At 41.6% G+C, this 25,836-nt stretch carries 26 protein-coding genes; all 26 read left to right on the top strand.

Annotated elements, in window-relative coordinates; all coding sequences use genetic code 11:
- Nucleotides 1-126 precede the first annotated feature (126 nt).
- Nucleotides 127-501, top strand: coding sequence for a hypothetical protein (locus DD616_RS01535; RefSeq protein WP_208871596.1), 375 nt, complete (start codon nucleotides 127-129; stop codon nucleotides 499-501).
- Between the two features lie 357 nt (nucleotides 502-858).
- Nucleotides 859-3,984: a PKD domain-containing protein gene (locus DD616_RS01530; protein WP_208871595.1), complete on the top strand. Its 3,126-nt coding sequence runs from the start codon at nucleotides 859-861 to the stop codon at nucleotides 3,982-3,984.
- 314 nt (nucleotides 3,985-4,298) lie between these two features.
- Nucleotides 4,299-4,547 (top strand): hypothetical protein, encoded by a 249-nt coding sequence (locus DD616_RS01525; protein WP_017044439.1) that lies wholly within the window; start codon nucleotides 4,299-4,301, stop codon nucleotides 4,545-4,547.
- The gene (locus DD616_RS01520; RefSeq protein WP_019281254.1) at nucleotides 4,547-5,092 is read left to right on the top strand and encodes a hypothetical protein; all 546 of its coding nucleotides are present in this window, start codon (nucleotides 4,547-4,549) and stop codon (nucleotides 5,090-5,092) included. The genes DD616_RS01525 and DD616_RS01520 overlap by 1 nt, the downstream gene beginning before the upstream one ends.
- Nucleotides 5,079-5,558 carry a hypothetical protein gene (locus DD616_RS01515; RefSeq protein ID WP_019281255.1) on the top strand — a complete coding sequence of 160 codons (480 nt, stop codon included), beginning with the start codon at nucleotides 5,079-5,081 and terminating at the stop codon, nucleotides 5,556-5,558. Before DD616_RS01520 ends, DD616_RS01515 begins: the two co-directional genes overlap by 14 nt.
- A 25-nt stretch (nucleotides 5,559-5,583) precedes the next feature.
- On the top strand, nucleotides 5,584-6,069 hold the full coding sequence (locus DD616_RS01510; RefSeq protein WP_094164096.1) for a tetratricopeptide repeat protein: 486 nt from the start codon (nucleotides 5,584-5,586) through the stop codon (nucleotides 6,067-6,069).
- A 106-nt stretch (nucleotides 6,070-6,175) separates the two neighbouring features.
- Nucleotides 6,176-7,363 (top strand): hypothetical protein, encoded by a 1,188-nt coding sequence (locus DD616_RS01505; RefSeq protein WP_094129935.1) that lies wholly within the window; start codon nucleotides 6,176-6,178, stop codon nucleotides 7,361-7,363.
- A gap of 124 nt (nucleotides 7,364-7,487) precedes the next feature.
- A complete protein-coding gene (locus tag DD616_RS01500; RefSeq protein ID WP_269146491.1) occupies nucleotides 7,488-8,957 on the top strand; it encodes an ATP-binding protein in 1,470 nt (489 codons plus the stop codon).
- A 15-nt stretch (nucleotides 8,958-8,972) separates the two neighbouring features.
- Nucleotides 8,973-9,701 (top strand): hypothetical protein, encoded by a 729-nt coding sequence (locus DD616_RS01495; RefSeq protein ID WP_019281259.1) that lies wholly within the window; start codon nucleotides 8,973-8,975, stop codon nucleotides 9,699-9,701.
- Nucleotides 9,702-9,740: 39 nt separating this feature from the next.
- A complete protein-coding gene (locus tag DD616_RS01490; RefSeq protein WP_019281260.1) occupies nucleotides 9,741-10,292 on the top strand; it encodes a hypothetical protein in 552 nt (183 codons plus the stop codon).
- The gene (locus DD616_RS01485) at nucleotides 10,282-10,695 is read left to right on the top strand and encodes a hypothetical protein (protein ID WP_017044447.1); all 414 of its coding nucleotides are present in this window, start codon (nucleotides 10,282-10,284) and stop codon (nucleotides 10,693-10,695) included. Before DD616_RS01490 ends, DD616_RS01485 begins: the two co-directional genes overlap by 11 nt.
- A gap of 5 nt (nucleotides 10,696-10,700) precedes the next feature.
- Nucleotides 10,701-11,276 (top strand): hypothetical protein, encoded by a 576-nt coding sequence (locus DD616_RS01480; protein ID WP_094129941.1) that lies wholly within the window; start codon nucleotides 10,701-10,703, stop codon nucleotides 11,274-11,276.
- Nucleotides 11,277-11,573 (top strand): hypothetical protein, encoded by a 297-nt coding sequence (locus DD616_RS01475; RefSeq protein ID WP_017044449.1) that lies wholly within the window; start codon nucleotides 11,277-11,279, stop codon nucleotides 11,571-11,573.
- Nucleotide 11,574: 1 nt separating this feature from the next.
- The gene (locus DD616_RS01470; protein WP_208871594.1) at nucleotides 11,575-13,398 is read left to right on the top strand and encodes a hypothetical protein; all 1,824 of its coding nucleotides are present in this window, start codon (nucleotides 11,575-11,577) and stop codon (nucleotides 13,396-13,398) included.
- Between the two features lie 127 nt (nucleotides 13,399-13,525).
- Nucleotides 13,526-14,122, top strand: coding sequence for a hypothetical protein (locus DD616_RS01465; protein WP_019280821.1), 597 nt, complete (start codon nucleotides 13,526-13,528; stop codon nucleotides 14,120-14,122).
- A complete protein-coding gene (locus DD616_RS01460) occupies nucleotides 14,119-16,008 on the top strand; it encodes an FHIPEP family type III secretion protein (protein WP_208871593.1) in 1,890 nt (629 codons plus the stop codon). Before DD616_RS01465 ends, DD616_RS01460 begins: the two co-directional genes overlap by 4 nt.
- Nucleotides 16,009-16,019: 11 nt before the next feature.
- Nucleotides 16,020-17,060: an EscU/YscU/HrcU family type III secretion system export apparatus switch protein gene (locus DD616_RS01455; protein WP_017047171.1), complete on the top strand. Its 1,041-nt coding sequence runs from the start codon at nucleotides 16,020-16,022 to the stop codon at nucleotides 17,058-17,060.
- Nucleotides 17,044-17,802 (top strand): OmpA family protein, encoded by a 759-nt coding sequence (locus DD616_RS01450; RefSeq protein ID WP_208871592.1) that lies wholly within the window; start codon nucleotides 17,044-17,046, stop codon nucleotides 17,800-17,802. The genes DD616_RS01455 and DD616_RS01450 overlap by 17 nt, the downstream gene beginning before the upstream one ends.
- Nucleotides 17,792-18,187 carry a hypothetical protein gene (locus DD616_RS01445; protein ID WP_019280818.1) on the top strand — a complete coding sequence of 132 codons (396 nt, stop codon included), beginning with the start codon at nucleotides 17,792-17,794 and terminating at the stop codon, nucleotides 18,185-18,187. Before DD616_RS01450 ends, DD616_RS01445 begins: the two co-directional genes overlap by 11 nt.
- On the top strand, nucleotides 18,174-19,178 hold the full coding sequence (locus tag DD616_RS01440; protein WP_094163745.1) for a hypothetical protein: 1,005 nt from the start codon (nucleotides 18,174-18,176) through the stop codon (nucleotides 19,176-19,178). Before DD616_RS01445 ends, DD616_RS01440 begins: the two co-directional genes overlap by 14 nt.
- A 12-nt stretch (nucleotides 19,179-19,190) precedes the next feature.
- Nucleotides 19,191-19,841, top strand: a complete 651-nt coding sequence (locus tag DD616_RS01435) for a hypothetical protein (protein WP_019280816.1) — start codon at nucleotides 19,191-19,193, stop codon at nucleotides 19,839-19,841.
- A gap of 5 nt (nucleotides 19,842-19,846) precedes the next feature.
- A complete protein-coding gene (locus DD616_RS01430; RefSeq protein WP_019280815.1) occupies nucleotides 19,847-20,062 on the top strand; it encodes a FliM/FliN family flagellar motor C-terminal domain-containing protein in 216 nt (71 codons plus the stop codon).
- A gap of 190 nt (nucleotides 20,063-20,252) precedes the next feature.
- Nucleotides 20,253-20,816, top strand: coding sequence for a winged helix-turn-helix domain-containing protein (locus DD616_RS01425; protein ID WP_019280814.1), 564 nt, complete (start codon nucleotides 20,253-20,255; stop codon nucleotides 20,814-20,816).
- 291 nt (nucleotides 20,817-21,107) lie between these two features.
- The gene (locus DD616_RS01420; RefSeq protein WP_231140451.1) at nucleotides 21,108-24,638 is read left to right on the top strand and encodes a hypothetical protein; all 3,531 of its coding nucleotides are present in this window, start codon (nucleotides 21,108-21,110) and stop codon (nucleotides 24,636-24,638) included.
- A gap of 179 nt (nucleotides 24,639-24,817) precedes the next feature.
- Entirely contained in the window at nucleotides 24,818-25,090 is a 273-nt protein-coding gene (locus DD616_RS01415) for a hypothetical protein (protein WP_017047164.1), read from the top strand.
- 52 nt (nucleotides 25,091-25,142) lie between these two features.
- On the top strand, nucleotides 25,143-25,835 hold the full coding sequence (locus tag DD616_RS01410; protein ID WP_017042612.1) for a flagellar type III secretion system pore protein FliP: 693 nt from the start codon (nucleotides 25,143-25,145) through the stop codon (nucleotides 25,833-25,835).
- Nucleotide 25,836 lies beyond the last annotated feature (1 nt).

The raw sequence follows: 25,836 nt of genomic DNA, 5'->3' as shown, positions 1-25,836 counted from the left end.
GCCATGTTTATCGGCCATGACGAGATTTTCATATTTTTTCGCATATTAACATTTTCAAAAATAGACAGAGGTAGGGATGATGTAACCGAAACACAGCAAACCCTATTTGTATCGAGGAATAAAGTAATGAAAATTTTTAATTTTGGTGCATGCACTTCGTCGGAAACCAAACAGATTAAAAAAGACATAAAGAGTATTAACGAGAAGATTAAACTTATAAAGCAAAGCAAAAGTGGTGGTGCTAACAGTCCAATTTCTAGTTTTTTGTTAAATGGGGAAATTACATCTACAGGAAATAAAATAGCGAATATCAATCTAGATAAGTTAGATGCCAAGCATCAAGGTAAGGTTAAAAACTCAGAAGGATATAAAAAAATGGAAGTGGGTAGTCGCGAGATTAAAAAAATCGCGAGAGATCGTAATCGAGCTAATTTACCTGCAGCACCCAAAACTACTACTAAAGCGGAAAAAAGTTATTTAGGTACCGATAATCAGAAATAAGGGTAATCAACCCATTAACCAGTAAGAACGGTATATCTAAATTTTTTATGATAAAAATATAGACGTTTCAACTTGTTTAGCCACCGTTAAAAACGGTGGTTTTTTGCCTGACATTATTTTAGGTTCGTTTAGAGGGTTTTAGCCACCAACGAGTTTACCAACGCGATGAGTAACCTTATGTTCGATGGGTGTATTACAAGTCATTTTTTGGTTTAACTATCTGATTTGTATTTGTTTCATGATTATTCAACTTTGTTCAATAGTGATGTGAAGATGAGTTCGCTAAGTTACTTAATTGTCACTCAGTGATTTTTTAAGCGGAATACACACACTATTAAAGGAGTTTTAAGTATTCATATGAAACAAAAAACGATTAGTTTGCTCATATCAGCAATACTGCTTTCGCCACCGTTACTTTCGGTACCCACCGTCAGCGCAGAAGTGCAACGTTCGACAAGTGTCAAAAGCGAATCCGTGAGTAGTTCAATCTCGATGGGTTCGGTTGATACTTGGTATTCCCAAGGCGAAATTTTATTAACGAACACTTCTGGCCAGTCTCTGGACTTCAATGGGGCTGAGATTTGGCTCGTTGCGGATAAAAATATCAGCATTGAGAATGTTTGGGGCAGTACTGGGTTCTCAGTTCGTCGACAGCAAGGTAACACGTTCATCTTTAAACATGACAGCACGTCGTTACCTGTTTTATCTGGAAATTCCATTAAGCTTATTTTTGGTGTGGATGCTGCGGATGGCAACTCGGTTGATGCCAATGATCTCCATGTAGAAAAAGTGATTGTGAAAAATGACCCAGCGATGCAGGGTAAAATAGAGATCGTCGCTCCCACGTCGCCTCACTCTAGCCTTAGCAGTGCTTCTGTTCAAGTCGAAGGGCAAAGCTATAGCGAGACGGTTTCAGTACCATGGGGGAGTACGTTTACCTTAGATCATCTTAGTGATGGTGAATATCAGTTGACAACATTGGATGTTAGCAGTGAGTTTGGGCTTGCTAACGCAGTGTCACCAGTGATGAGTGTGACAGTAAACAGTGAACAGAGCCCGGCAAGTTCTCAACTTCAATATAATGCATTCATTTACTATGCGGGTATAAATTTGACCTTGCCTGCATTAGACAGTATCGCAGGAAACCCAACCACAGATGTTGCAATACACCAAGCGGGAAGTGAAGAGGTTTTGCGTAGCGTTACTGTACCTTTTGGTAGCCAATTTGATATCACTAAGTTGTTGGATGGCGATAGCTACGATCTCTCTTATGCTCCTGTCACTGTGAATAATTCGGTGTATCAATTGCAGCCAAGTTTGGGTGTGACAGTCAATAAAGACAGCCTAATGCCCGTTTCGCCTGACGTTGATGTATCGCAAGTTGCGACCGACGGTTTTCGCCAAGTTGAAGCGCAAATCACTGGTCTCCCTAGTGAAGCGCTACCCGTAATGGTCAGCTTGATGGCGCGTGATGGTTCTGTAAGCTACCGTTACGAAATTTCTAGCCATAATGAAATCTTGCCAGAGAGCATCAAGCCTGGTGATTACTTAATTCAAATCGAACCTGTTTCCACCGATGAAACCCGTTATGCGTATGAAGGGGATAGTGTGGTGACTATTGATGAAAGTATTTCACCGTTTGCGCTGGTTCTGCCATTTCGCGAAAGCATGAGTTTAGCGGTCAAAGGTTTCCCGGATTTTGTTGCTAACGGTACGGTTACCAATGACGGAGAACAGGCAACCAGCGCAATTGGCGCAACCAGTGTTGATGCCATTTTCAAATATGCAGGCTTCAGTGGTTCAGGTGATCCGGGTGTTATTTTGCAAAAAGCGGAGCTACCTTTGCACCGGACCTATCAAAATGCGCAGACGGCGTCTCAAATTTCCGGTAAACACGTATTACCTGTCATGGTGGTATACACCGCCAATGCGAGTGGTGGTGCATCGTTTGGAGATTTGGAAGATAACGATACGCTTTATAAGCACTATGCGACATTTATGACTCAAGCCACCGCCGCTCAGGAATATGCTGCTGGTGACGGATCTTCGCCTATGTCTTTCGTGCTGAACCCCGATTTCTTAGGTGAGCTACAGAAAAACCCGGATCACGTTGAGCGGTTGAATGAGCAGGGTGCAGTGAAAGTTAATGAACAGCTTGCGCATGCACTTCAATACATGAAAGACACTTACGGTTATACGCTACCCACCGAGTTACCGACTTTTGACAATACATTGAAGGGGTACATTGCATCTTTGAACTTCATCATGAAAGGGATGGCACCGGATGTAAGCTTTGGTTGGCAGATTAACTTATGGGCTGTCGGCAGTGCTAACTGGATCCACAGCACTGAAGATAATTCTCAGAATACGGGTAAAGATGTCGCTGATTTTGTCAATTCTCTTCAAGTGTATTCGGGCAATTATGTTCCAGATTATATTGTGTTTGATAAATACGAGCGTGATGGTTTCGGGTCAGAAGCGATTGCAAACTACGCTTATAACGCCACCAGTTGGACTCGTTATCTCTCTTATGTGAAAACCATCAGTGGCGGCGTTGATGCCCCAGCGATGATTTGGCAGATCCCCGGTGGACACATGCCAACCGTTGATGAAAGTAACAGCATGATCATGGAAGAGCATGAAGCGTCCGGTGGTTCTTACTTTATGGGAGACGCACGAATTGGCTCTGACATTAGTAAGATTCGTGCTGGTTTACTTGATAAGCCACTGAGTGCGAACATCTATAACGGCGCAAGTAATGTGGGCGAATTGCTGGAGAAAGATGCTGGCTATGATTGGTCTAACGCTGGGATACAAGATTTACCTAAGAATAACGTATTCGCGGTTTTTTGGGGCGGTGGTTCGACAACGGCCGTAGTCTCTATCGGCTCCAATGGTTCGGATAACGGTTGGTTACAAAGCAAGGTGGATGCTTATGCACAAAACCCAGTTTGTTTATCTGGCCATGAGTGTGACGGCTCCATTACGGGGGGGAGTGGTGGTGTGACACCACCTCCGGGCAATAAGCCGCCAGTCATTCAACTTGCTCCTTCTTTTGAAGTGAAAAGTGGTGAGTCCGTTACGATCTCTGCAACCGCAAGTGACCCTGATGGTGATACGGTAAGCTACCAATGGACAGTGCCAGCTGATGTCGTCGTCATTGGTGATATGAGCAGCAATACGCTTCAAGTAACAGCACCAGTCACTGCATCCGACATCACGTATACCATTGGTTTAGACGTTTCTGACGGTGAGATCTCTACAACCAAAGCGACACAACTGATTGTAACGGGTGATGGTAGCGGTGGCGGTGATGATGGCCTCTGTGCGGATATTACGCCGTTTGTACAAGGCCAGTATCAACCCGGCGAACAAGTTACATACGAAGGAAGTTTGTATGAAGCGGAACGTTGGACTGATGGTGATAAAACGCCAACTACTCCTTATGCCGGTTGGGTACTTATCGGTAGTTGTAATAGTTAATTAAATAGATAAAACAACCAAAAGCTCCCTGTTTGGTGGGAGCTTTTTATTGAAAGCATGGCATCTCGTTTTTACCTTTGGGTTATCACAAATCAATACGCAAGCTGCACCGAGCAAAGAGTGCCATTTTTGAAAAAAACGTGCGGATGGGCTGGATAATTATATTTATTCTCTTTTTTTCAGAATGATTCCGTTTTATCCATTGGCATGTCTACGTCGTTCCTCGTTACGATACTCAGTATTACAGCACTACAACACAGTGTGCAGAGCAAGTTTCAAGTTCAAATTATTGTATTATTTTGTGGGAGTCGTTTATGACAGGTTTAAATATAGAGCAGATACAACCTTCTGTTTTGGAAGATACGTTCAATAATATAGGAAAAGGGTTTCAAGAAATCTTAGATTCTCTTGATAAAGCGAATGCTAATGGCAAGGCGCTAACCGTTCAAGATACGCTATCACTACAGCAGTCGGTTTTTCACTATACAATGTTCCAAGAAACGGTGACTAAAATCGCTTCAAAATCAGCGAACGCGATCAACGAAGTGACGAAGGCTCAGTAATGAATAAGCTGTATGTCTTGTTGTTGCTTTTTTTATTTGGCTGTGGCGAACAAGGTTCTACACAAATTGCTAGCTTTGAGTCTGCCGATATTGCCAATAAAGTCATTGTGATGCTGTCTCAATACCAAGTACCAGCAACGCTATCGAGGCAAAAAGAGAGCTTTTTGGTGTTTGTTGATGAATCAGCCGAAGAGAAAGCTCGTACTTTACTAACAAAATTTAATTTCTATTTCCAGCGTGAAGATCTCAATGACCTTCTTGAATCTAAATTTGCCAGCTTAAGCAAATTAGAAATGGTAAAAGGAAACTTATTACAAAGCCGAGAGATATTTAACAAGTTGAGCGTAATTCCAAACGTATTGCGTGCAAGTGTAGTGGTTACTGGTGATGTAAATAAACGCGTTTCAGTACTCATCATGAGTTTTCAAGATATTGAACAAGAAAACAAAAATAATATCGAACGTTTTTTAAAAGGACTGGTTTCCGAAAAAGACACGTTGACCATTAGCTATTTTGTTCAGAACGTTATAAATGAAAATATCTAAAAAACGTCATCAAAAACTACTTCATTATTATCTGAGTAAAAGGATCTTGTCTCAAGAGGTGTTCTCCGTCTTAACGTCTTTAACGGAAGAAGAAATTGAATCTTGGCTTTCTATCTCTAAATTCAAAGTGAGAGAACACGTCTTACGTTTGGGGTTAGTGCTGGAGTACCAAAAATGTCGGCTAAGTAATGAAAGTCAAAACTTCGCATCACTGCGGAAAAAATTAGGACAAGAATTATATCTTTGGTCAGACACTGTTGGCTTTAACCAGATTCCCAGCATGTCATCAACTTTGTTGTCTGGATTGGTGTTGTTGACTGAATACAACAACAGGCAGGCGATCGTATGGTCGATTCGATTGGGGCTAGACATTCCAGAAACATCGATTGACATTAAATATCCTTATCGCTTAACGGGTGTGATGCATAGAGCGATTGGCTCTTCATTAAGCCGAGCAGATGGCTAGATAATCACAGTTCAGGACAAAGAATATGAAAGAAACAACCTTTGATTTTGTAAATAATGAAGAAGAAAACTTATCTTTATTGGATAGTAAAGGAATCGAGCAGAAACTCGCCCAATTACGTCAGTCTAAAAAGGTAACAGTGACGCAACTTAAAGAAATTTATGATTTGGGTGTTAACTTTTACAACCAATTACAGTTTAAAGAAGCCGAAATTGTTTTTTCTGCTTATACCTCTCTTAATCCTTATGATCACCGTGGTCCCGGTTGTTTAGCGGCGATCTATTTAGAAAAGGGACAATTTAAAAAAGCACTGGATATACTCAATGTATTAAAAACATACCCCACCAATGATTTGGATGAAACGGTATTAAATATTGCGTTATGTCATTATAAGTTAAATGAACATCTGCAAGCAGCGGCAATGTTATTAATTGTACAAGTTCAAAATTTAAATGAATTTTACGAAAAACGTTATGCCTACTTGCATCAACAGTTGCAACCCTATATTTAATAGGCTGATGGTTGAATTAAATTATAGCTTATGTTTGATGTGTTTGCTTTATGTGAACATTTTTAATATCAAATAAGAAAAATGAAATGGAAAAATAGGAGCAGTAATGCAAGTTAATTTATTTAATAGACCACTTCAGTCGTTTAATGTTCAAGACCAACATGATGAAGCGCACAACATCTCATTAGAGAAAAACCTTAAGACTCTTGATAAAGCACAGGCTGAATTATCTAAGATTGATAAGAAAATTGCGTCATTGAATAAGCAATCGGCCAGCGTTGAAACGTTAGCAATGCTCGCAGCACAACAAAAGCAAGTCGTGTTGGCGATGTTACGTGGAAACCCAGAAATGGCCATCGCTGCACTATTAGCTCAAGGCATTGAAGGGTATGGAGATCAATTAGCGGACATTCAAGCATGGACGAACGGTGGCGCTGCGATGTTTGATGCGGCTATGTCGGAGATGTTTGATAGCTTAGTCGCAAGTGGATCAACCGACGGCTATACACTGGAAGATTTATTCCAACTTGCAATTATGGATTTCATGTCTCATGAGTACCCATCTACATCGGTACTGGATTCGATTATGGGGCATTTCCTTGAGAGTACTGGATCCGGATCTCATGGTTACCACGAAGGCTGGGATGGGGATGGTTTCGCCAGGGAGTCCGATGCGTTGTTTGATCATTTATTAAATAATGCGCCAGCGGGTAGCTTGTGTCATGACATTCTGACCTACATGAATGGTACGTGTGGTGGGAAAAGCGCTTTAGCCAATCAGCTTCGAAATAATTTTGATAATGCGGGGGGCTTTGTTTGTGACAGTACTACCTACCCGTCAGGTATGGGGCTCTCCCCAATGTTACGGTTTGCGATAATGTCAGGTTATCTTGCTGCTAACCCTGATATTGACCAAGCTACGATTGAAATGTTTTTAACGATGCCGATTGTGGATTTGAATACTTTCATTAGTGATACGACGACATACTCTTCTGCAATAGAGTTTCTTTTTGATAATGATGGTTATCCTGGTAACGATGGTTCTGGTACTCCATTGGGTTGGCGCCCTGCTGGTCCTCAAAATAATCATGCAGTTATTGACTGGAATGGTAACGGCCTGTCCTTGCCGTATTTTGAAAATTTATACGCCACTTTCCCCGCTCGTGAGCTAACAAAAGAAGAATTAAAGGAAGTGAATCGCATTGGCGATCAGATCCAAATGCTGCAAGAAACCTTGAAATATTGGTTATCGATAATGCGTGATGAACAGTTAGCTGCGGCACGGAATATTTAAGCCTAAGAATCCAATAAAATAAAAGGGCATGCCACTGCCGGGGGACATGCCGCTCGTGCCACGAGAAATGTGTTGCTATCAAAGAGGACGCAAAATCCCGGCTAATAACATGAAGGGAAAACTCATGAGTACATTCATGAATACCATCTCAGCGCCGGTCTATGTCAGCGCGGTAGAAGATGAAAGCCAAGATGTTCAACGTCAACCTGCGCAACGTGCAGCAGTAAGTGATATGACGCCAAATCAACCACTTCCTGGTAGTGCAGTTTCACTTAACGCGTTATGGCGTTTGATTGAAGATGCAATGAAAGAAGTGGCCAATGCGACCTCAGGGACTGGTAAAGAGAACTCTGCGGCGAAAAAATCACTGATTGATGTGCAAAAAGAGTCGCAAATTAAGCAGCTTAAAGATCGTGAAAAGCAGATTGAAGACCAGAAAAAAGCGCAAGCGAAACAGAGTTTTTGGAGCAAATTCACGATGGCTTTGGGTTTCATTGCTGCGATTTTGATTGCACCGTTTAACCCTGTGATGGCGGCCATTATGATCGTTACTATGGTTGCGTCGATTGTCATTCCTAAAATTGCCGATGAAATCATGAAATCGGCAGGTGTTCCGCAGAATGTTCGAGATAAAGTCAAAATGGGGCTTGAAATCGGCATTGGCATCGTTGGTATGTTGGTCAGCTTTAACCCAGCGCAATTGGTTAAGAATGTGGCCAAAATGGCTGCGGATACGGCGATAAAAGCGGCGACGATGGTTGAGCGCACTGTTGTTGCTCTACGCAGTATGTTGGTGAATTTAAACCCAGCTAAATTAGCGGCAATGCTCGGTAAGTCTGCGGCTAGTAGCGCTTCGAAAGCGACTAAGTTGTTAGATACAGCGATTGATGCGCTTAAAGCTTTTAAAACAACCGCACTGACGGCGACTAAAGAGGCGCTATCTAAAGCGGCTGATAAGGTTGCTCAGGTTGTTGAGCATGCATTAAATGCGATTAAACAGATGAAAGCCACCTTGCTTAAAGCATTGGACAGTGCGGTTGATAGTATTAAGTCAGCAGGTTCAGCACTGAAAGAACAGCTAACCAGCTTAAGCAAAGCTGTCGATAAAGTATCGGCGTCTATTGATGACTTACTCGCCAGTCTGAAGAGTTTAAGTCCTTCAAACTTGATGAATAAAATGTCGCAAATGGTCGATAAAATGTCTGATTTGCTCAATTCACTCAAAGCGATGCGCCCAAGTCAATTGGTGACTAAAGCCAAGCAAATGCTGGATGATGTCGCAGATGCACTCAAAGATTGGATGACGAACAGCGAGAAAGTCGCTCTGCGTACTACTCGTGTAAATCAGGCTGTTGAGGTGAGCTCAAATGTTACGTCTGTCGTGAGTATGGGTTATGGCATCAAATCTGCCGATATCAGAAAAGATATGGAGATTGCACAAGCAAAACAGGAAGCATTGGAGACTCAAATCCAACAGATCTTAATGATGCTTTCTCAAGCGATGCGTGCCGTCACTCACGCCTTTGAATCACTGTCTAAAACCAACAGCGATTTCCGTGAATTTAACGATAAAATGATTTCGACCCATATGTAATCTGGAGATAACTAAATGAGTTCTATTGTATTTAATACCCAACCTTCGGATATTACATTTGCTGAAAAATCACACGCTCGAAACGCAGTAGTGGTTAATGAAAAGCAGTGGAATAGTTACAGTGAGAAACTGGACAAAGTTGAAACAGGCTCAGTTTCAATGAGTGACCTTCTGGCTTTGCTTGCTCAAATCATTGAATCATCTCAACGTTTACGTGCCCAAATGATGCAAAATCGCATTACTGAAGCGGTGGCGACGAGTGATTTAGCGGTTAAGCTTTCGGGCGATAAATGCAGCGACGCACAGCGGAAATTCGGTATTACACTTGCCGCTTCCGTTGCGACGATGGCCATGTCTACGGCGGCAACAGTACGCATGGGTCAGAGCAAAACATTGAAAGATAAGCATGTTACGGATTTAACGAAAGGTAAAAATACCTCAGTGAGTTCATTGGATTCACGCTCGGTGAATAAGTTTACCGCTAATCTGCAAGAAGGCCGTACTGCCAAATACCGTTCTGTTTCACAAATGAGTGAAATGGCCAGCAGTATGGTAGGTAATGTCAATGAAATGCAACATGCCGATCAAGTTCGCAAGCAAGAGGAAACTCAAGCGAGCAAAGAGTTGAAAGAGAAATTTGACGCACAACTTGACCAGTATATTCAAGATTTAACCCAAGAAGCGGTGAAACTGAATGAGATCTTGGATTCAGTAGCCAAAGCAAGCTTGGTACACAACCGATAACCGGAGTAGGAGCGAGCTTCGGCTCGCTCTATTTTATCTATGCGTAGTGTGTCAATTTCTATTTTAGCGAAGACTGAACGGGTCTCAGATGTTTCTCCGACAAAGCAAACTCGTGAAGATAATCAGCCCAAGCGAGTAAGAGATGTAAAGCAAGCGGAAAAACGAACGAAGAAACATCCACGGTTGTTTCGCATTCGGCGTAAGTTGATGACGCCTCAACATCAACGCCAGTTTGCTAGGATGTTGAACAGTTATCAATTAAAAGCATTAAGAGATTGGCAAGGTTTTGCCGATACCATCACTGATATCAAATCACTCAATGATGCGCAGCACTTTATTTTGCAAGCCGCTCAACATTCAGAACACCTTTATCCTGCAGCTCTTCGTAACAAGATAAAACAATACCTCAATTCTTTGGGAGTTATGGCTGAGGAGATGGAAGCAGACAGTGGAACGTTGCAACAGTTAGTGGCTTATGAACATTATCTTGAAGGCCTACTTTCGTTGCTGGCATTGTGCAGGAAATACGATACACGAGAACGTAGCGGTCCGAAATTAGCGCGTAAAAAAGAACATGATGATGAAAAATAAGCAAACTCGCATGACCCATTGTCAATTAGAAAATAAGTCACTGGATCCCTACGAGATTTTGAAAAGTAAATCTCAACGTTTGAGTTGGAATCGCTTATCGGATGCCGAGATCTATCTCGATAAGAAAGCTGTGGTTTCTTGGTTTGAACGACTAAGAAATTATTCAGAAGGAACCGTTAAGGCCATTATTGTCGAAGGAATTCTAGAAAGTCAGTTCCACAACATTACTTTTATTCTGCGTCTTGTTCAGAGCCCGGATTTTAAAACGATGACCTCAAAAGAGAGTTATCAGTTGTTGTATGAGATGGTGTGCGAAATACCACAAGGTATCCGGGATTGGATCGACGAAAAAGATTATTTAATGAGCCGCGATGTACTTGCGCTCCTTTCACGAAATCGGTGACGAGTATGAAACAACAGACAACAGTAACGGTAGAAGCCCGTTATCAATTGACATCAGAACTTTGCAGACAAATCAACAACGTTGCAGGGCATCAATTTGATAATCAATCGATAACGCTTGATTTTATTGCCCCCCATTTTGCGCCTGATTTTGCCGAAGATTTGCTGGAGATTCGTGTTATGCACATCGGAATCGAAGCGAAAGGTTATGTTCGTGCCTCAGAAGCGGAACGCTTGATTGGCGTTGAAGTGAAGTATTTAGACAACGATTATCTCGCCTACTTAATGACGCAAACCGTAGCGTCGAAAGGTGTGCATTATCAAGGTTACCAGTCTTATCCGCATGAGTCGGGGATTGCTCCATTATTTGAATGCGTCCTAACCTGCGATGATTTGCAGGCCACGCTTTATTTGGATATTGCATCGTTGGATATTGATGATGATGGGCTTGAATTACAACCTATCCAGCTGTCGGAGGATCTGCGTTTGACGGTGAATTGGTCACCCTTTGAGACCTATCTTGATACTCAGGAGATCCTTGAGTTGTCTGATGAAGATTTAGTCTGGGTGTTTTCGAAATAAATGCCAGTGACACTCAACGAAATAGAGCAGTTTTTACTGCACATAGAACAGAATGAAGAGGTTGTATTTGAACAGTATACAAACTACTTACTTCTTCCTATCGTGCCTTTTTTTCAGTTGGTTCATGTACAGAATACGCAGCAGGTTATTAATGGCTTACTGTGTTTTGAGCCAGCATCAAATGGTTTTTTGATCCGGGTGGATGGTTATCTGACCTTAGCTTGTGAAGATCACAGCATAAGAGACGATGACCTTCGCCGCATCACTATTCAATTATTAGAGACAATGAGGTTTTAGTATGCCGCATCCAATTAGTCATATCAGTTCAGTATCACCAGCCCAATCTCTGCACTCTGCAACAGATTCTCCCGTTTCTTCGGCGAGCCCAGAGCCGTCTGCGCTTGGGAGTCAAGAGCCACACTTAGCGTCAAATCAGCCTCCACAGACTCCAGATAGTGCTTTACCTACCGCCTCAGTAATCGATGCAGAAGATCCTCCAGCAGAAGGATCGACAAGTTCTACCACTGACTCAGAAGCACAAGCGAATAAAAAGAAGACTCACAAAAAATCGAATCGATACGCTAATCAACCCAAAGCGAAAGCTCATATAAGCGCTTGTGCGGTTGGTGGTATTACCTTGGGTATTCTGGCAGGCCCGATAGGGCTAGTTTTTGCCGCCGCTTACATTAATGCTATGTGTGGAGCCATGTATGGTGGCTCAGAATATTTTACCGGGGATAAAGCTAAGCATCCAAAAACAGAGCCAGAACCACAGCCTGAAAATACCCCCCCTAGGCACAGGCCAAATCCTAACTCGGTACCATCTGAAGAAGGACGTAGGCCCGATGAGTCAGACACCGAACAGGGAAGGGAACATGTTGGTCAACCGAATGCAACCATTGGTAGTAATAACTTTATTTTTGCTCCGACTAATATTTTTGCTCCAACTACCATTACTTCTCCAACCACTACGGAAGGTAATGTTTATTTTTTCCGTGAAGATGATAAAAATCATAAATCGACCACCGAGCAGAAAACGTCATCTACCGCTTCTCAAACCAACAATAGTTCACAAGGTTTTTCAACTTCGGGAGTAAAAAAAGTAGTCGGGGTGAGCACGCTAAATCGTCAGCAGGCAACTGCGGATAAACCAGCGTCAGTCGCGGCTGCTGTTGAGGAATTTTTTGATAGTTTTGATGGTGATACCGCATTACATGTTAGGTTTGATGATGGTGTAAATGCCTTTGTACACGCTCCTGAATCGATGACAAGTGGTATATTGACTAAGCATTCTCATCTTTTAAATAGGCCATCGTCGACGGTTGTCACTACAGGTAAAGAGAACGATCAAACTGATACTAAGGAAGTTCAACACCCTAAAACGCCTCAACACCATCGAGCGGATGGTTTTGATCAAATGTTGGATGCGCAAATAACCCATTCACAGAATAGTGCGCGCCTAGTGGCTAATGAAGAAAAACCATCGATAGGTAAAAATGGCACTCATAGCTGGCAGCTACAGCAACAAGGAAGTTGGGAGTTAAAATCCATTGACTCAGTAAATGCTAAAACAGTTCAACAGCAGGGATTCGATAGAGCTGATGGTGTGCCAACTTCTTCAGGAAGTGCGTTCGAACGGCTTGATATGGAGTTAAAGAAACGTAATCCTCAACCATTTGACACTTTGCCGATTACGCCGCAAAACATAACAGAAAAGTTGGAGGTTATGCGAGAGAGCTCCGAGAAGGTGATGAAGCTAGAGCGACAATATTCCAAGCCGCTAGCAACTAAGGAGTTAACGGTGGAGACTTCTTCAAACCAGTGGACTAAAGAGATCACCGAAAACGGCCAATCTCGCTGGGTTAAACCAAAACAATCTTCAGGTAATGATAAAGTTTTGCTCACGGGTGGTGCAGTCAGTGGCCTAGGCCAAAACTATACTCAGGGAATTCGTAACAATTTGAAACCACTTGATGAATTGAAAATGGCGCATTTTCAACAGTTAAAAAAAAATATAAAAAATAATAATGAAGCTACACGACAAAGCGTTTTCCATAGTGGAGGGTTGGTTGTGGCAGGCCAGTCAGTCAGTGAGCGGAATTTAATTCGGGCATCAAATTAAAGATATCAAGAAATCTCATTCTTATTTTTAGACCAAATCAGGCTTGTTCAGATTTGGTCTTTTTTTTTCTTTTGTGGTTAAGCGAGAGTCTAATTACATTACGCTCAATAATGAAGTGAGGTGCACATTGTATATTGAAATTGAACCTGCAGAAAAACGCATTCCGCAAATCAGCTTGAAACGTAATCGAGATTCTAATGTTATTAAAAAAGCAGAGTTGCGTATTTACCACGAAGCGCGTGCTTTGCTGATGGCAATGGAAGAACGAGTGTCCGAATACCAAGCGATTGTGGAGCAGCAAGTTGTACAAATGATCCAAGACAAGGAACAGTCTTTAAACTCTCACATCAATGAAGCTTCTCAATCGGTCATTGATGGTTGGTTTGTCCAACAAAAGCATTGGTTAGAGACGGCAGAAGAACGTTTGGAACATTTGTTGGCAGAACAAGAAGAAAGTTTGGCACTGTTGAAAGATGAAATAAAGCATTCAATTATTTCGGCCATCCAATCACGTCTAACAAAACTAAGTCAAAGCGATAACTTAATTTGCCATCTAATTGAAGTGCTGCATGGTGAAGTTGAGGATGAGATGAAGTTACTGAAGGTTGAGCAGGTTCGTGATAATCATGGTGTTACACTGACCATTGAAAACCAAGATAGCATCATTAGCATTAATACTGCTGAGTTGGTTAACGAGCTACACACTGGTTTGGGGCTGATATGATCCCGCTTCTTAAACGTTATCCAATACTGTTCAACCCGAGTAGTGTGATCATTACGCTGTTGCTGCCCACCATCATTTTGGTCACCTTGCCAGGCGTAGTGATTGATTCCCTTATTTTACTCAGCTTTATTAGCTCTATATTGCTGTTGGTCATCATGTTAGAAAACGATCAGCCTTTAAGAGTGACTTTTTTACCCACGGTCGTGTTGCTATTAACGACTTTCCGTTTATTGCTTTCAATTGCGACAACTCGAAACATTATTGCTAACGAAGACGTTGGCCATGTTATTGAAACTGTTGGTGAATTTGTTATGGGTGGCAACCTTATTTCAGGGTTGTTGATTTTCGTCATTATCACCATTGTTCAATTTTTAGTCGTCACGAAAGGGGGAGAGCGAGTTGCCGAAGTCGGTGCGCGCTTTTCACTGGATGCATTACCTGGTCGACAAATGACCATCGATGGCGACCTAAAAAGTGGCTTGATTAGTGGCGAACAGGCACAAAAACTGCGTGCCGATTTAAGTACGGAAAATAAGCTGTTTGGTTCTCTAGATGGGGCGATGAAATTTGTAAAAGGTGACTCGATAGCTGGAATTTTGATCAGTTTAGTCAACCTTTTTGGTGGGATTTACGTTGGTATCAACCAATTTGATCTCTCATTATCGGAAAGTGTCAGCCGCTTCTCTGTACTCACCATTGGTGATGGTCTGGTGTCTCAAATTCCAAGTTTGCTATTGTCCTTAGCGTGTGGGGTTTATTTAACGAGGATCAAAGGTTCTGAAGAGGAATCTCGTCCTTTTATCGGCCAATTGATGACGCAAATTCGTTCATTTTGGAAAAGCTTGTTGATCATCGGTGTCGTTATCTTATTACTCGGCGTATTCAATTTGGATTTATTGCATGTCTGTCTTCCTTTGGCGTTATTGTGTGCAATTCTCTCCTTTGTTTTGCGTGGTAAGCATGATGCGCCTGCGGCATCGATTACTTTCGATCCGAAAGGCAGTGGTGTATTCGAATCTCTCAAATTCGTTTTGCGTGATAGCCAGTCGCAAATGGTCATCCAACGTCGGCTGGAGTTAATCGAGAGCTCGATTTGGGGTCAACACGTAGGGATTCCGGCTATCATCGTTGATGAAGCACAACAGTTTGATATTGAAGTGTTTGTTTCCGACATTCGTATGTTTGGTTTTACACAATCTGATGCGGACGATTTGGTGGAGATCATGAATGACGATGTCTTTGTGCGTAACCATGATGTGCTGGTGAATATCGCGCAGATAGCAGACTATTTTTTGCGTAAGCGTTTAGTTGAAAAATACAACTTACAGTACACCAGCAACATCATTGCTGATCTGTCTAATGAAAGTGAAGTCATGAAGAGTGAAGTTGACGCGGCTATTGGGTTAAATCGCGTCCATGATGTATTGAAAGAGATGATCCGAGCCCCAGAGTTTTATCTTGATCGTATCAGTTTTTTTGAGGCCTTGATCTATTGGTCACGAATGGAGAACGAGCCCAAAAACTGGCTGACTCGTATTCGCAGTCAAGCTAAATATGAAATCACTTCGCGTTTACTCAATAAAGAAAATCAGATCCACGTTGCACTTTTAGAGCAACCACTCACGGAATTGATCGAATCATTTGTGATGGGTGAAATGGAAGATGTAGACCGATTGCTTGAAGTGCAACAAGAGCTTCGTGCTGAAGTTCTTCGCTTAACTACGTTAAATGGTAATAAGCCGATCCTTGTGGTGAACGATAATGAGATAACGGCAGTGAAGGCTTTCTTCCAACAAATTGTTTCAACCATGCCCGTCTGCAGTCATGGTGACATTGCCGATTCCGCTTGTGTTGCTTCATCTGAAGCTTTGCAAGTTGCGGTTTAAGAGAATCCCACATGGAATCGACAGAACCCAAAAAATATCCGCCCACGGAAAAGAAACTGCGTGATTTGAAAAAAAAAGGACAGTTTCCCAAAACAGAACTTGCAGAACCAACGTTGGAACTGGTTGCTTTCGCTCTGATATTCAGTGGGATGCTTTTTCTTATGTTTGAGCATAACGATGAATGGTTTGAAGTGATCCTCTACGCTGACACTCAAGTTGGTTTTCATCTGGTGGTGTCGGTTCTGAGTTTATGTATCGGCAGCATATTCATGATAAAGCTGGTCATGGCCGTGATTAACTGGGTACTGATTAATAGCACGGTGATCAGTACCGAGTCGCTTGGATTCAAAATTGAAAAGATCCATCCAGTGACCGGTTTCAAAAACATTTTTGGTATAGAAGCGCTTTCGCGCGCCTTACGAAAGGTGCTAGAGCTATTGTTTCTGCTCTTTCTGCTCAAGTATGTTTTCGATATTACTGGCGGTGAATTAAACATGCTTAAAGAGACCAATAACAGTAGTGATTTCCTATATAAGCTAATGTTTTATATTGCTTTTGTTTCAATGCTCTATGTCGTTTACGGTGTGTGTGTAGGCTGCGTCGATTTTTTAGTGGAGCGTTATCACTTTCATAAGAAAAACCGAATGACCTTTACGGAAATGAAAAATGAAATGAAAGAAACCGAGGGGTCGCCAGAAATCAAGTCTGAACGGAAACGTAAAATGCGCGAGGTCATGGACGCACCAATGGTGAAAGGGCGTCGTCCAACCTTTGCTTTGGCAAACCCTACGCACATTTTGGTCCCAATCTGTTATGACCGAAATATAGATCGTGCCCCTGTTGTATTGCAGATTTGTACTGATTCATTAGCTCAAGAGGAGCGTAAGCGGTTGCAAGAGATGAATGTGCCGATTATTGAAAATAAACCGTTGGCTCGTGCGTTTTATCGCAAGATGAAAAATGGTGAGGATTTTATTCCGAAGGAGTTTTACCGCGACGTCGCTATTATTCTTTCCGCACTTAAAAGGCATCAGAATGCAAAAAAATCATAAGGTGAGTTTTATTTTGGCAGGCTTGCTTGCTCTCACAGCTTGTAGCAATCAAATACGTGATGACAACCTAGCGCTGGATTATGACTGGGAACCGGATGTGTATAACCTAGTTTACTCTCATGTCGCTGATGCCGATAACCTGCGTTTTTGGGTACGTCGTGCACCCGAATATGATGAAGGCTCTCCCCACCAGCGCGGGTGCATTGAAATTGCCCAGCCTCAAAGCCCCAACCGTTTTTACATCGCTAACCTTAATACTTATGGGTTGATAGAAGTAAAGAACTGTGACGGAGATTATTCAGCATTTAGTAATTTGATCGCGCCCGAAAAGAGCCGAGCTTTTGATGTGTCTGCGTGGCAGCGTTCTTATGGCATTGTGGTTACAGAACTTGATGGTGCACATTGGTTACTGAAATTTGAAAACTTATTTGTTGTCAATCAATACCAATTAACTGTGCAAGGCCGTCACACTTTGCTTGCGATGCTCAGGGAACTACAAACTCTCCCGGTGGAGAGCCTTTTAGTGTATGGCGTTGCTGATTCATCGGGCTCATATGCCAAGAATCGACAATTGTCCGATCAACGCTCGAGAGTGGTGCGCGAGTTTTTAATTGAAGAGGGGATGAGAAATATCCCTATTGATATTCGGGCAAGTGTTGAAAACGCCCTTCCAACAGCGCAAGAGCGAGTTGCTCAACGCCGTTTTATGATTGAGGTTAAGCTAAAAAACAATGAAAAATAGAAAATTCTCTTTATTAGTCAGTGAGTTTATTCAGTTCACTCAAGGTACGGCGATGAAAGTAGAGCTCGGTGACGCTTTAGCTTGCCACTATGGAAAGCGCTTGTGTCGAATTGAAGATGGCCAGCGCGTAGGTTTAGCTAATCAGTTGCTGATTTTGGTGGAAATGCCGGAATTGGCAACACAGCCTGAGTTGGCACTGCGTCTGAACGGTGAATTTCATCTTAGTCTTGATGGCTATTTGGCACAGCTTCGCCAAGGTGGTTTTCATTTCATCCGTCATCGGCCGATGACCGAATACCCGCAAGAGCTTGTACGTTATTTGAGTGAGAGTGTCACGTTTGCAGAACGGTTGAGTATAGAGATAAAACAACATGTGGCTGATTGAGTTTGTTGGGGGCCATTTACAAGGAGTAACACTGCCGCTTGATTCATCACTTGAAATAACAGGGAATAAAGAGAGCCAGCACCCTGACGCGTTAATTGCCCCTGAAAGTTTGCCAGCGGATATGACATTGTTGATTGAGCTCAAGGGGTCGGTTCCAATAATTAAAGGGTTCAATAAAAGTCATAAAGTGAAGCGGTTGATCGCCAATCGGGTATATCGTTTTAAGGGATTGAGTTTTTTTCTATATAAGGAAGGAGCGCGTAAGCCTTGTTTAAAGCGTTATCGTTTCAGAGAGTATCGTCCTTTAATTGTGTCTAGCCTGTTGCTCAATATTATAATGACGGCGCTTGTATTCTTGTTATTTCAAATGCAACAGCAAGCGTCAATCGTTGGTTATTTGCAACAGTTGGGATCGGGTTACCTCAAAGACGGAAAATTTTATGTTTTTGAAGAACAATCGCTAGTAGGTTTACCCAATAGCTGGCTTGAGAATATCAATATTGTGAGTTCAGATAATTATCTACAGGCCTCTCAACTGACTCTTGAATTAGTATCAGCATACTCAGGTCAACCTTTGGTTGGGAAATTAGTTCAACGTGAAGGACGAGATCAAATACGCGTTGAAACTAATGAAATAGATCATCAGGTTATGGCGTTATTTGGACAATATGGTCTTGAGTTCAAGAAACAAGGCGATGATTGGTTTGTGTCCAACCGAACCAGTGCGACTCGGCTTTTAAAAGAAGCGGGATTGAATCAGGTAATAAGCCGTGTGAAATCTCGTGAAGGTGAAGAGGAAATTATTGACGATCAAGCTTTTCCTTATTCCGTCTTTTATTCAACAACCGCAGGTCGTTACCTTTATGATGCACTTGACCGTTATTGGGAAGGTAGCGAGGTTCCATTGCTGGGAGTAATAGAAAGTATTAGTCCCAATAAAATAGTGTTCAAAGAGGGTTTAAAGACCCGAATATATTTAATTCAACCTTAGTAGGAGTATTGTATGACAACCATCAGCCCCGTTATGTCTACTTTTTTGGATACTGACGATAGAGCATCCTTAGATAGTGCCACAAGACGACTGTTAGATAGCGAAGTGGTCAAACGAGCCACAACTGGCCATCAGAGCAATCAGATTCGAAGCTTATTTTCATCCGGTACTAAAGATCCATTATCGTTAATTGATGATATTTTGTCGAAATACACGAGTGATCAAACATTGAGAGCGGATCAAGCGGCTAAAGAAATTGAAAAGAAAGCAAATGCTATCGCAGAAATCAACCGCTTATGGGGTTTGATAATGCAAGATAACTTACCGAATGTTAACCCGACAAATAATGATAAAACACCGTTAGGAGATGCTGCTTCTTCTAGTTATCTAGACCAAATACAGGCAATTATCGCAAACGATTTGAATGATTCAAGAGGCATTGCTGCGATTACTGGCAAGAATTTAGCAGACTCAAAAACTTATCGAGTGAGTTATAACGATCTACAAGCAATGAATGCGACCATGACTGCATTCTGTGACACGATTCAAGTTGATCTAGATACCGAGCAACAACTGTTTAAAAATATTATGACGGACATCTCTTCTGCGCAAGAAGAAATTCGTGATATACGCAGAGCTATTGTTGCTATGGCGAAGGGGTAAAAATAATGAAAATTGCCATTGACGTTGTGATCGGCCATTGCACGATGACGTTAAGCGAACTCCATCAATTACAAAAGGGACAGATAAAATCATTTTCAGATTTCGTTCAATCGCAAGTGATGTTGAAAAGTGGTAATGAATTGATCGCAGTGGGGACTCTGGTCAAGGTCGATGACCAATACTGTGTGTCCATTGAGCAAGTAAATGCAATAGAAAGTTAATTTTTAAAAAGAAAGTTGGTGCCGTTCACTACCTTTCTTTTTATTCCGTGTTCCGTATCCTGTTATTATTAATGCATTAATTTTTTTTTTGCAAAATAACACGTAATTCACAGGTTCACGGGGGTGCAATTTATCGGTTTTTGGTGGATTTAAGGACTTTAATTTCGAAAAAATAGAAGAGGGTAGACCTATGGAAAGAAATTATACGTTGGGAAAAGAAGTTATTTTTGATGCCCTGAAATGTGAAATTCTAGCAGATGAACAAATTGTTAGTCTCGGTAGCCGAGATGGTGCTATTTTAAAATTGCTATGTGAACAAAGTAATACAGTTGTTCTTAAAGAAGAAATTCATGAACAAGTGTGGGGGAAAGTATTAGTCAGTGAAACCTCATTGACTAAAGCCGTGTCAAATTTGCGTAAACATTTGTCATTGTTTGACGGAGTGACATGTGAAATTAAGACGGTTCCTAAAGAAGGGTATATGTTAATTACGGAGGTTCCATTTTCAGATTTATTATGGGTTGATATTCCTCCAGCAATAGAAATAAAACGTGTGACGAGTAGTGAACGGAAATTAGCGGCACGACCTACCTTGAGTGCTGTAAATAGATCGGATTCTTCGACAATGCAGATGGAATATAATGATTCATTTATTGATTTATTTGTTAGAGGTCATTTGGTTTTTTTTGTTGTCTTTTTTGCAGCGCTAATCGCTTCACTTTGTACGATCGGGTTTATGGTCCTCTGGTCGTGAATGGGTTGAATATTTTAAGTTTTATCTTAAAGCAAGTAGTAAGGTTAAAGGTATTTTGCTGCTTGTTTTGAGTGAGCACCATTTTTGTTTTTTTAGTTATAAGTGTTGATAGCCATTGTTGTTCTCTTTTTTTTAAAAAATATGTTATATGGCTATTAATAAGTAATTGTGCAGGCATAGATTGTATTTCTTATTCTACGAAGAAGAGTGGTAATCCCTATGGTTACGAATGTACCGGCTACGCAGATCAATTCTATTCATCAAGACATAAACGAAAACGAAAATGGATTAATGTTTAATCCTATTCGTCCAGATACTATTAGTGCTCAGCACTTTGTAGACCTTACCAGTGTTGATCAACCTCATGGTCTTAAAATGATGGCTTCAATTCAAGATGGTAAACTCATTCTAATCACGGGGAAAAACCGTGGTTTATTACGTGAGATGTGGCATCGTCGGCCATTCCATCATCGTAAAGCTGATTATTTATTCGCACCCATTGAAATCCCTAATAAGCGAATTACTCAACTTTGGATTGACAAAAAGCAAAATCTTCAAGCCGTTTATACGGATATAACGACGGGTAATACGCACTGTAGCCACATTAAACTTATGCCTAAATTGACGAGTCAGGGTCAATTAGTTGTTGATGTTCATACATCGGCGAATACTGAAGTGACATTGGGAAGTGATAACACGCCACCCGTAACGCTCATGCTGAAAGGTGAACAGGAAGCAGATGTAAAAATTGATTCCTTAAACAATCGCAGATTAAGTGTCGCTAGTGGTAAGGCGCAATTGGCTCCACCCTTGTCAGACCAAGAATATATTCAGCACATCAAGCCTTGCGGGAAATGGTTACAAGTCACTATTGCAACCATTGGCGAAAATACAGGTAGACAACGAATTATTTATCTCGATACGCAACATTTGGAATTCCGAACAGAAACAAATGCATTACCTGAAAAATGGCAATCGGCGGTTTCTGATACGCCACCAATTGCTTTTGCGCATTTCGCGGCCAACAACAGTAGTCATTTTGTCAATGCTAACCCTTTTGTTGGCAACAAAGTGAAGCATATTGGCAATCAATTTGTGCCACTGTCTGGCTGGATTGATGGAATTAAGCATCGAGTCTCACGCGGCAACGAAAAGTGGCAACGAGGTAGAAAAGTCGATGCAGCTAAGTCTTATGCTAAATCGATTGATCCTGGGTTACATACCATGGCGTTATGGGGAAAACAGAGATGGAATCATCGCCATCTGCCCGCTGAAATTGTAATGGCTGAACAGCGTTTGGCTAAGCAGCTGAGTTTGAAGTCGTATTTAAGACATGAATGGAATAAGTGTTTTTTAACGGATGAATTTGATAAGGATAGATCACGATTAGATTCACGGCTTCGTGTTGCACTCAGTATTTCTTGCGTTGGAAATAACACTAGAGATAGCGATAAAATAGAAGAGCTAACAGCAGAGAAACTCATTCTTGACTCATTGAAATCGAGTGAAAAAGTGCTCGATCAAGTAGTGATTACCAGCGTGAGTGGTAAACGCTTAATGGATTCTGCCTTAAAAGAAAATATATCAATATTAAACAAACAGCTCTCGGATTTGCTTTTACACTCCGATGCTCAGAACTTATCAATCGAGCCTATCCACTCAATCCTACGGTCAATGCAGAATCAGTTAACAACATTGACAGATTCGACCCATTCTTCGTTTAAATATAAAGAGATTGACCTTTATCTCTCATATATTGAACGAACGCTGATCAATACTCGGCTTTATCTCGCCTGTCAGGGGGCTTCTGAATCTATTAAAATCCAAACAAATCCGATGGATACCCTAAAACATAAATTGTTGAACGAGAGAAGTGACGAGTTGAATAGTGCTATCCAAACGGGTTGTCCTTCGATGAAGGCATGGCGGTGTGCTAATAAAATACATTCTCGTATGGCTGAGTCACTAAACAACCAGCAGAATGGTTTGGGGAAAGTATGGACGCATGTTACAGGCAATCAAACACCCGCTCACCAGATCTTGGATCAAATCGTTCAGCGTATGCATGCCTTGCCCAAGGGAGATGCGTTAACGTTAAGCGCACAGCAGGGGCTGAGCGGCTTTGCTGGAATTGCCCATTTTGGTTTACCTTTTGCCGGGGGCTATTTTGCAGGTGTAATGGCTTATTATGAAAAGCACTATGATTGTAAGTTAGTGGCGCTTGGTGATGAAAAAACGCAAATTCAGTTCGTTCGAAAAAAAGATAAAATGGCAACAGCGATGCTTGGTACGGGGGCGGGCATGGAAGACATTGCCAACCTGGTGAAGGATCAGTATGGATCTGTGGTGACTGTGTTGCCTTTTGAAGCAACCTTAGCTTTAACTGCGAAGAAAGAACATGAACAAAATTTCGCGTTTAATGTAAAAAATGCCGACTTATCAAAAACGCTAGGCTACCTCTTCAAACTCGAAGATGGGGATAAAGTTCTGCAAGAGTATCAAGATACGATAAGTCATCCCCAATATACGAGTGAGCAGACAAAAACACTTAAGGTGACGTTGGCCGAAAACTCTGAAGTTCGGCTGCAAAGGGGGATAAATGTGTCACCCAATATGTTTATGGTGGCACCACGGTCTTATATCAAATTTGGGGCCGATGTTTCGGTGGCCAGAGAGAATAAGCGCATCACTAAAATAGGAAATGAGAGCAGTTTACATGTCCAAACTGACTACGTTGCGAGTTTAAATGTCTCCGCGGGCTCTGGAGTGACAGCGATGGTGTTTCCACTTGCTCCCCCCTATGCTTTCCCCACCGCAATCGATGAAAAAACGTTTGCAACCACCACCCCTAGTTTGGCTCAGCATGGTTATGTTACACGTTTTAACCAGTTAGGCAGCCATGAACTGCCTTTAGCCTCAATGCATGGCATTAATGGACCAATTGATGATACGCCTGCGGTCGTGCTCCAAAGTAGTAACGTGATACAAAACGATTGGATGACTCAGAACGACGTCAGCAGTAATGATCTCGATTTGTTACAACCCATTCAAACTGACCACCAAAATCATATTCAGTTGAACCAACTTTATCATTGGTTGAACACGAACGGTACAGGAGAAAAACAGCTACAAGCTAGGGGGGTAAGTATATTGACCAAATTGGCTATAGCAGAAAAAATGGGTTACCACGAAGTCAACAAAGAGATTGCTGCCGATAAAATAGAACACTTGAAAGTGAGTTATGATCAACGAATTCATTGGCGTTGTCGTTGGGCTGATAATATTCGTCGTCATATTCATATCAGACCTAAATATTCGCGTTCTCTTAGTCAGATAATTGGTGGTGAAACATCAGCTACAGGACGTAAATTTCTGCAAGAAATTAAAGCATCGAGCCAAAGTCAAAGCCAATTACTCAACGCAGGGCGAGAGTCTTTTGTGCAAGCGACGGCAAAATATCGCTTAGAACGAAACCTGTTAGATGTACTGACAAAGGAACTTGTTGAGCAACTTACTCGAAGTAAGAGCACCAAAGCTGCACACAAACTATTGGCTAAGTTCGATCAACAGCTTTCTCGTAGCAGCAAAGCGGATCGTAACCAGTTTCAATTGACCGAAATCGCGTTTCAGCGCATTTCTTCAATGAGCCGACACCCAGCGGGTATTCTCCCCATGATTAAAGTTAAACAAAAAAGTCAGATAATGATGACAGAGTCTCTCGGGGAGATAGTATTTACACCATCAAGCCCAGAGATGGATAAAAACAATACTCCTTTATTTATCAATCAATTAGATCCTTCATTGTTTAGCGTAAGCTATTAACCTTACGGATAAAATAGGGTTGTGAAAAATGTTGAATTTTTATACCTCGCAAATAATCAACATTCTTCATTTTATGCGTCGGTGAATCATTGTTAGTGTTGGCCATCGCAAATTGATGTGGGCTGTGAGCATTTCTTACATCTACTTCATCTTTTTATTACTTAAAGGAAAACAAAAAAATGGCGGCTATTAGAGCTATTGTTGCTGATGATGCACTGACTACAGGTGAAGTCGGCAGTACTTTTCAAGATTTTATTGCAGAAGCTGATGGTGCAATCGAGACGTTCATTACGGCTCATACTGATGCCACTACGGGAGCACTGGATCTTTCTGCATCGGATTCTTTGGAACTGCAAAAATTGATGTCAGATCAGAGTATTGCAGCACAGACAGGGACAACAACCTTGAAGTCACTAAAAGATTCGATTATTGCAGCAGCAAGAAATATCTAATTTTATAAGAGGCATCATGCCTGTTTTTTGATGTATTTAATGACGGTGAAATATGCTTCAGCTACTTAGCCCTGACAATGCCTATTCAGGTGCCAACTTATTACTTTTATTGGTATTGGTATTGTTGTCAACGGTGTTTTTCATCTGTTTTTCTGGTTTTGTTAAATACAATATAGTGTTAAATATTATCAAAAACGCGGTTGGAACACAGCAAATCCCACCGGCGATTGTGGTGAATTTATTGGCGGCACTCATGGCGCTAAATAGTGTGTGGCCCGATATAAAACCCGGTATAGAGCGCATAAAACCTTATTTTTCTGAGCAATCAGAAAATGAACAGATGTTTGACGTGTTTTATGATCAAAGCTTGGAAGAAGAAAAACCGCAAAATATAACGATGTACTATTTAGCAAGTCATATGTTTGAGTTTTTTCCTGAGCTGTTGGAACGATCTAAAATAAAGACAAATCAGTTACTTTCCATGATTGATATTCCGCTGAACTTTGATGAAACCACGGATACGTTTAAGTATTTTCTGGGCAGTTTAGTATTAGATCTGTATCAAGGGTTTGAACTTGGGTTGAAGTTGTATTTGATCTTCGTGAGTATCGACTTCTTAATTGCTGTGATATTGAGTGGGGTGGGGATGACGATGTTATCACCAACGGTAATCTCTACCCCAGTTAAGCTTGCTGTGTTCTATTTTTCAGACAGCTGGACTCTTTTGTTCAGAGCGCTTGCGTGAT

The organism is Vibrio anguillarum (genome assembly GCF_003390515.1).
In the GTDB taxonomy this organism is placed as follows: domain Bacteria; phylum Pseudomonadota; class Gammaproteobacteria; order Enterobacterales; family Vibrionaceae; genus Vibrio; species Vibrio anguillarum.
This window is presented reverse-complemented; position numbering and strand designations above follow the sequence as displayed.

Excerpts from the sequence above, each read along its gene's own strand:
- DD616_RS01525 (WP_017044439.1), top strand. The coding sequence starts at position 4,299 with ATGACAGGTTTAAATATAGAGCAGATACAACCTTCTGTTTTGGAAGAT.
- DD616_RS01475 (WP_017044449.1), top strand. The coding sequence starts at position 11,277 with ATGCCAGTGACACTCAACGAAATAGAGCAGTTTTTACTGCACATAGAA.
- DD616_RS01450 (WP_208871592.1), top strand. The coding sequence starts at position 17,044 with ATGCAAAAAAATCATAAGGTGAGTTTTATTTTGGCAGGCTTGCTTGCT.
- DD616_RS01530 (WP_208871595.1), top strand. The coding sequence starts at position 859 with ATGAAACAAAAAACGATTAGTTTGCTCATATCAGCAATACTGCTTTCG.
- DD616_RS01425 (WP_019280814.1), top strand. The coding sequence starts at position 20,253 with ATGGAAAGAAATTATACGTTGGGAAAAGAAGTTATTTTTGATGCCCTG.
- DD616_RS01520 (WP_019281254.1), top strand. The coding sequence starts at position 4,547 with ATGAATAAGCTGTATGTCTTGTTGTTGCTTTTTTTATTTGGCTGTGGC.
- DD616_RS01415 (WP_017047164.1), top strand. The coding sequence starts at position 24,818 with ATGGCGGCTATTAGAGCTATTGTTGCTGATGATGCACTGACTACAGGT.
- DD616_RS01440 (WP_094163745.1), top strand. The coding sequence starts at position 18,174 with ATGTGGCTGATTGAGTTTGTTGGGGGCCATTTACAAGGAGTAACACTG.
- DD616_RS01490 (WP_019281260.1), top strand. The coding sequence starts at position 9,741 with ATGCGTAGTGTGTCAATTTCTATTTTAGCGAAGACTGAACGGGTCTCA.
- DD616_RS01495 (WP_019281259.1), top strand. The coding sequence starts at position 8,973 with ATGAGTTCTATTGTATTTAATACCCAACCTTCGGATATTACATTTGCT.
- DD616_RS01445 (WP_019280818.1), top strand. The coding sequence starts at position 17,792 with ATGAAAAATAGAAAATTCTCTTTATTAGTCAGTGAGTTTATTCAGTTC.
- DD616_RS01535 (WP_208871596.1), top strand. The coding sequence starts at position 127 with ATGAAAATTTTTAATTTTGGTGCATGCACTTCGTCGGAAACCAAACAG.
- DD616_RS01510 (WP_094164096.1), top strand. The coding sequence starts at position 5,584 with ATGAAAGAAACAACCTTTGATTTTGTAAATAATGAAGAAGAAAACTTA.
- DD616_RS01480 (WP_094129941.1), top strand. The coding sequence starts at position 10,701 with ATGAAACAACAGACAACAGTAACGGTAGAAGCCCGTTATCAATTGACA.
- DD616_RS01485 (WP_017044447.1), top strand. The coding sequence starts at position 10,282 with ATGAAAAATAAGCAAACTCGCATGACCCATTGTCAATTAGAAAATAAG.
- DD616_RS01460 (WP_208871593.1), top strand. The coding sequence starts at position 14,119 with ATGATCCCGCTTCTTAAACGTTATCCAATACTGTTCAACCCGAGTAGT.
- DD616_RS01410 (WP_017042612.1), top strand. The coding sequence starts at position 25,143 with ATGCTTCAGCTACTTAGCCCTGACAATGCCTATTCAGGTGCCAACTTA.
- DD616_RS01505 (WP_094129935.1), top strand. The coding sequence starts at position 6,176 with ATGCAAGTTAATTTATTTAATAGACCACTTCAGTCGTTTAATGTTCAA.
- DD616_RS01435 (WP_019280816.1), top strand. The coding sequence starts at position 19,191 with ATGACAACCATCAGCCCCGTTATGTCTACTTTTTTGGATACTGACGAT.
- DD616_RS01430 (WP_019280815.1), top strand. The coding sequence starts at position 19,847 with ATGAAAATTGCCATTGACGTTGTGATCGGCCATTGCACGATGACGTTA.
- DD616_RS01500 (WP_269146491.1), top strand. The coding sequence starts at position 7,488 with ATGAGTACATTCATGAATACCATCTCAGCGCCGGTCTATGTCAGCGCG.
- DD616_RS01515 (WP_019281255.1), top strand. The coding sequence starts at position 5,079 with ATGAAAATATCTAAAAAACGTCATCAAAAACTACTTCATTATTATCTG.
- DD616_RS01470 (WP_208871594.1), top strand. The coding sequence starts at position 11,575 with ATGCCGCATCCAATTAGTCATATCAGTTCAGTATCACCAGCCCAATCT.
- DD616_RS01420 (WP_231140451.1), top strand. The coding sequence starts at position 21,108 with ATGTTTAATCCTATTCGTCCAGATACTATTAGTGCTCAGCACTTTGTA.
- DD616_RS01455 (WP_017047171.1), top strand. The coding sequence starts at position 16,020 with ATGGAATCGACAGAACCCAAAAAATATCCGCCCACGGAAAAGAAACTG.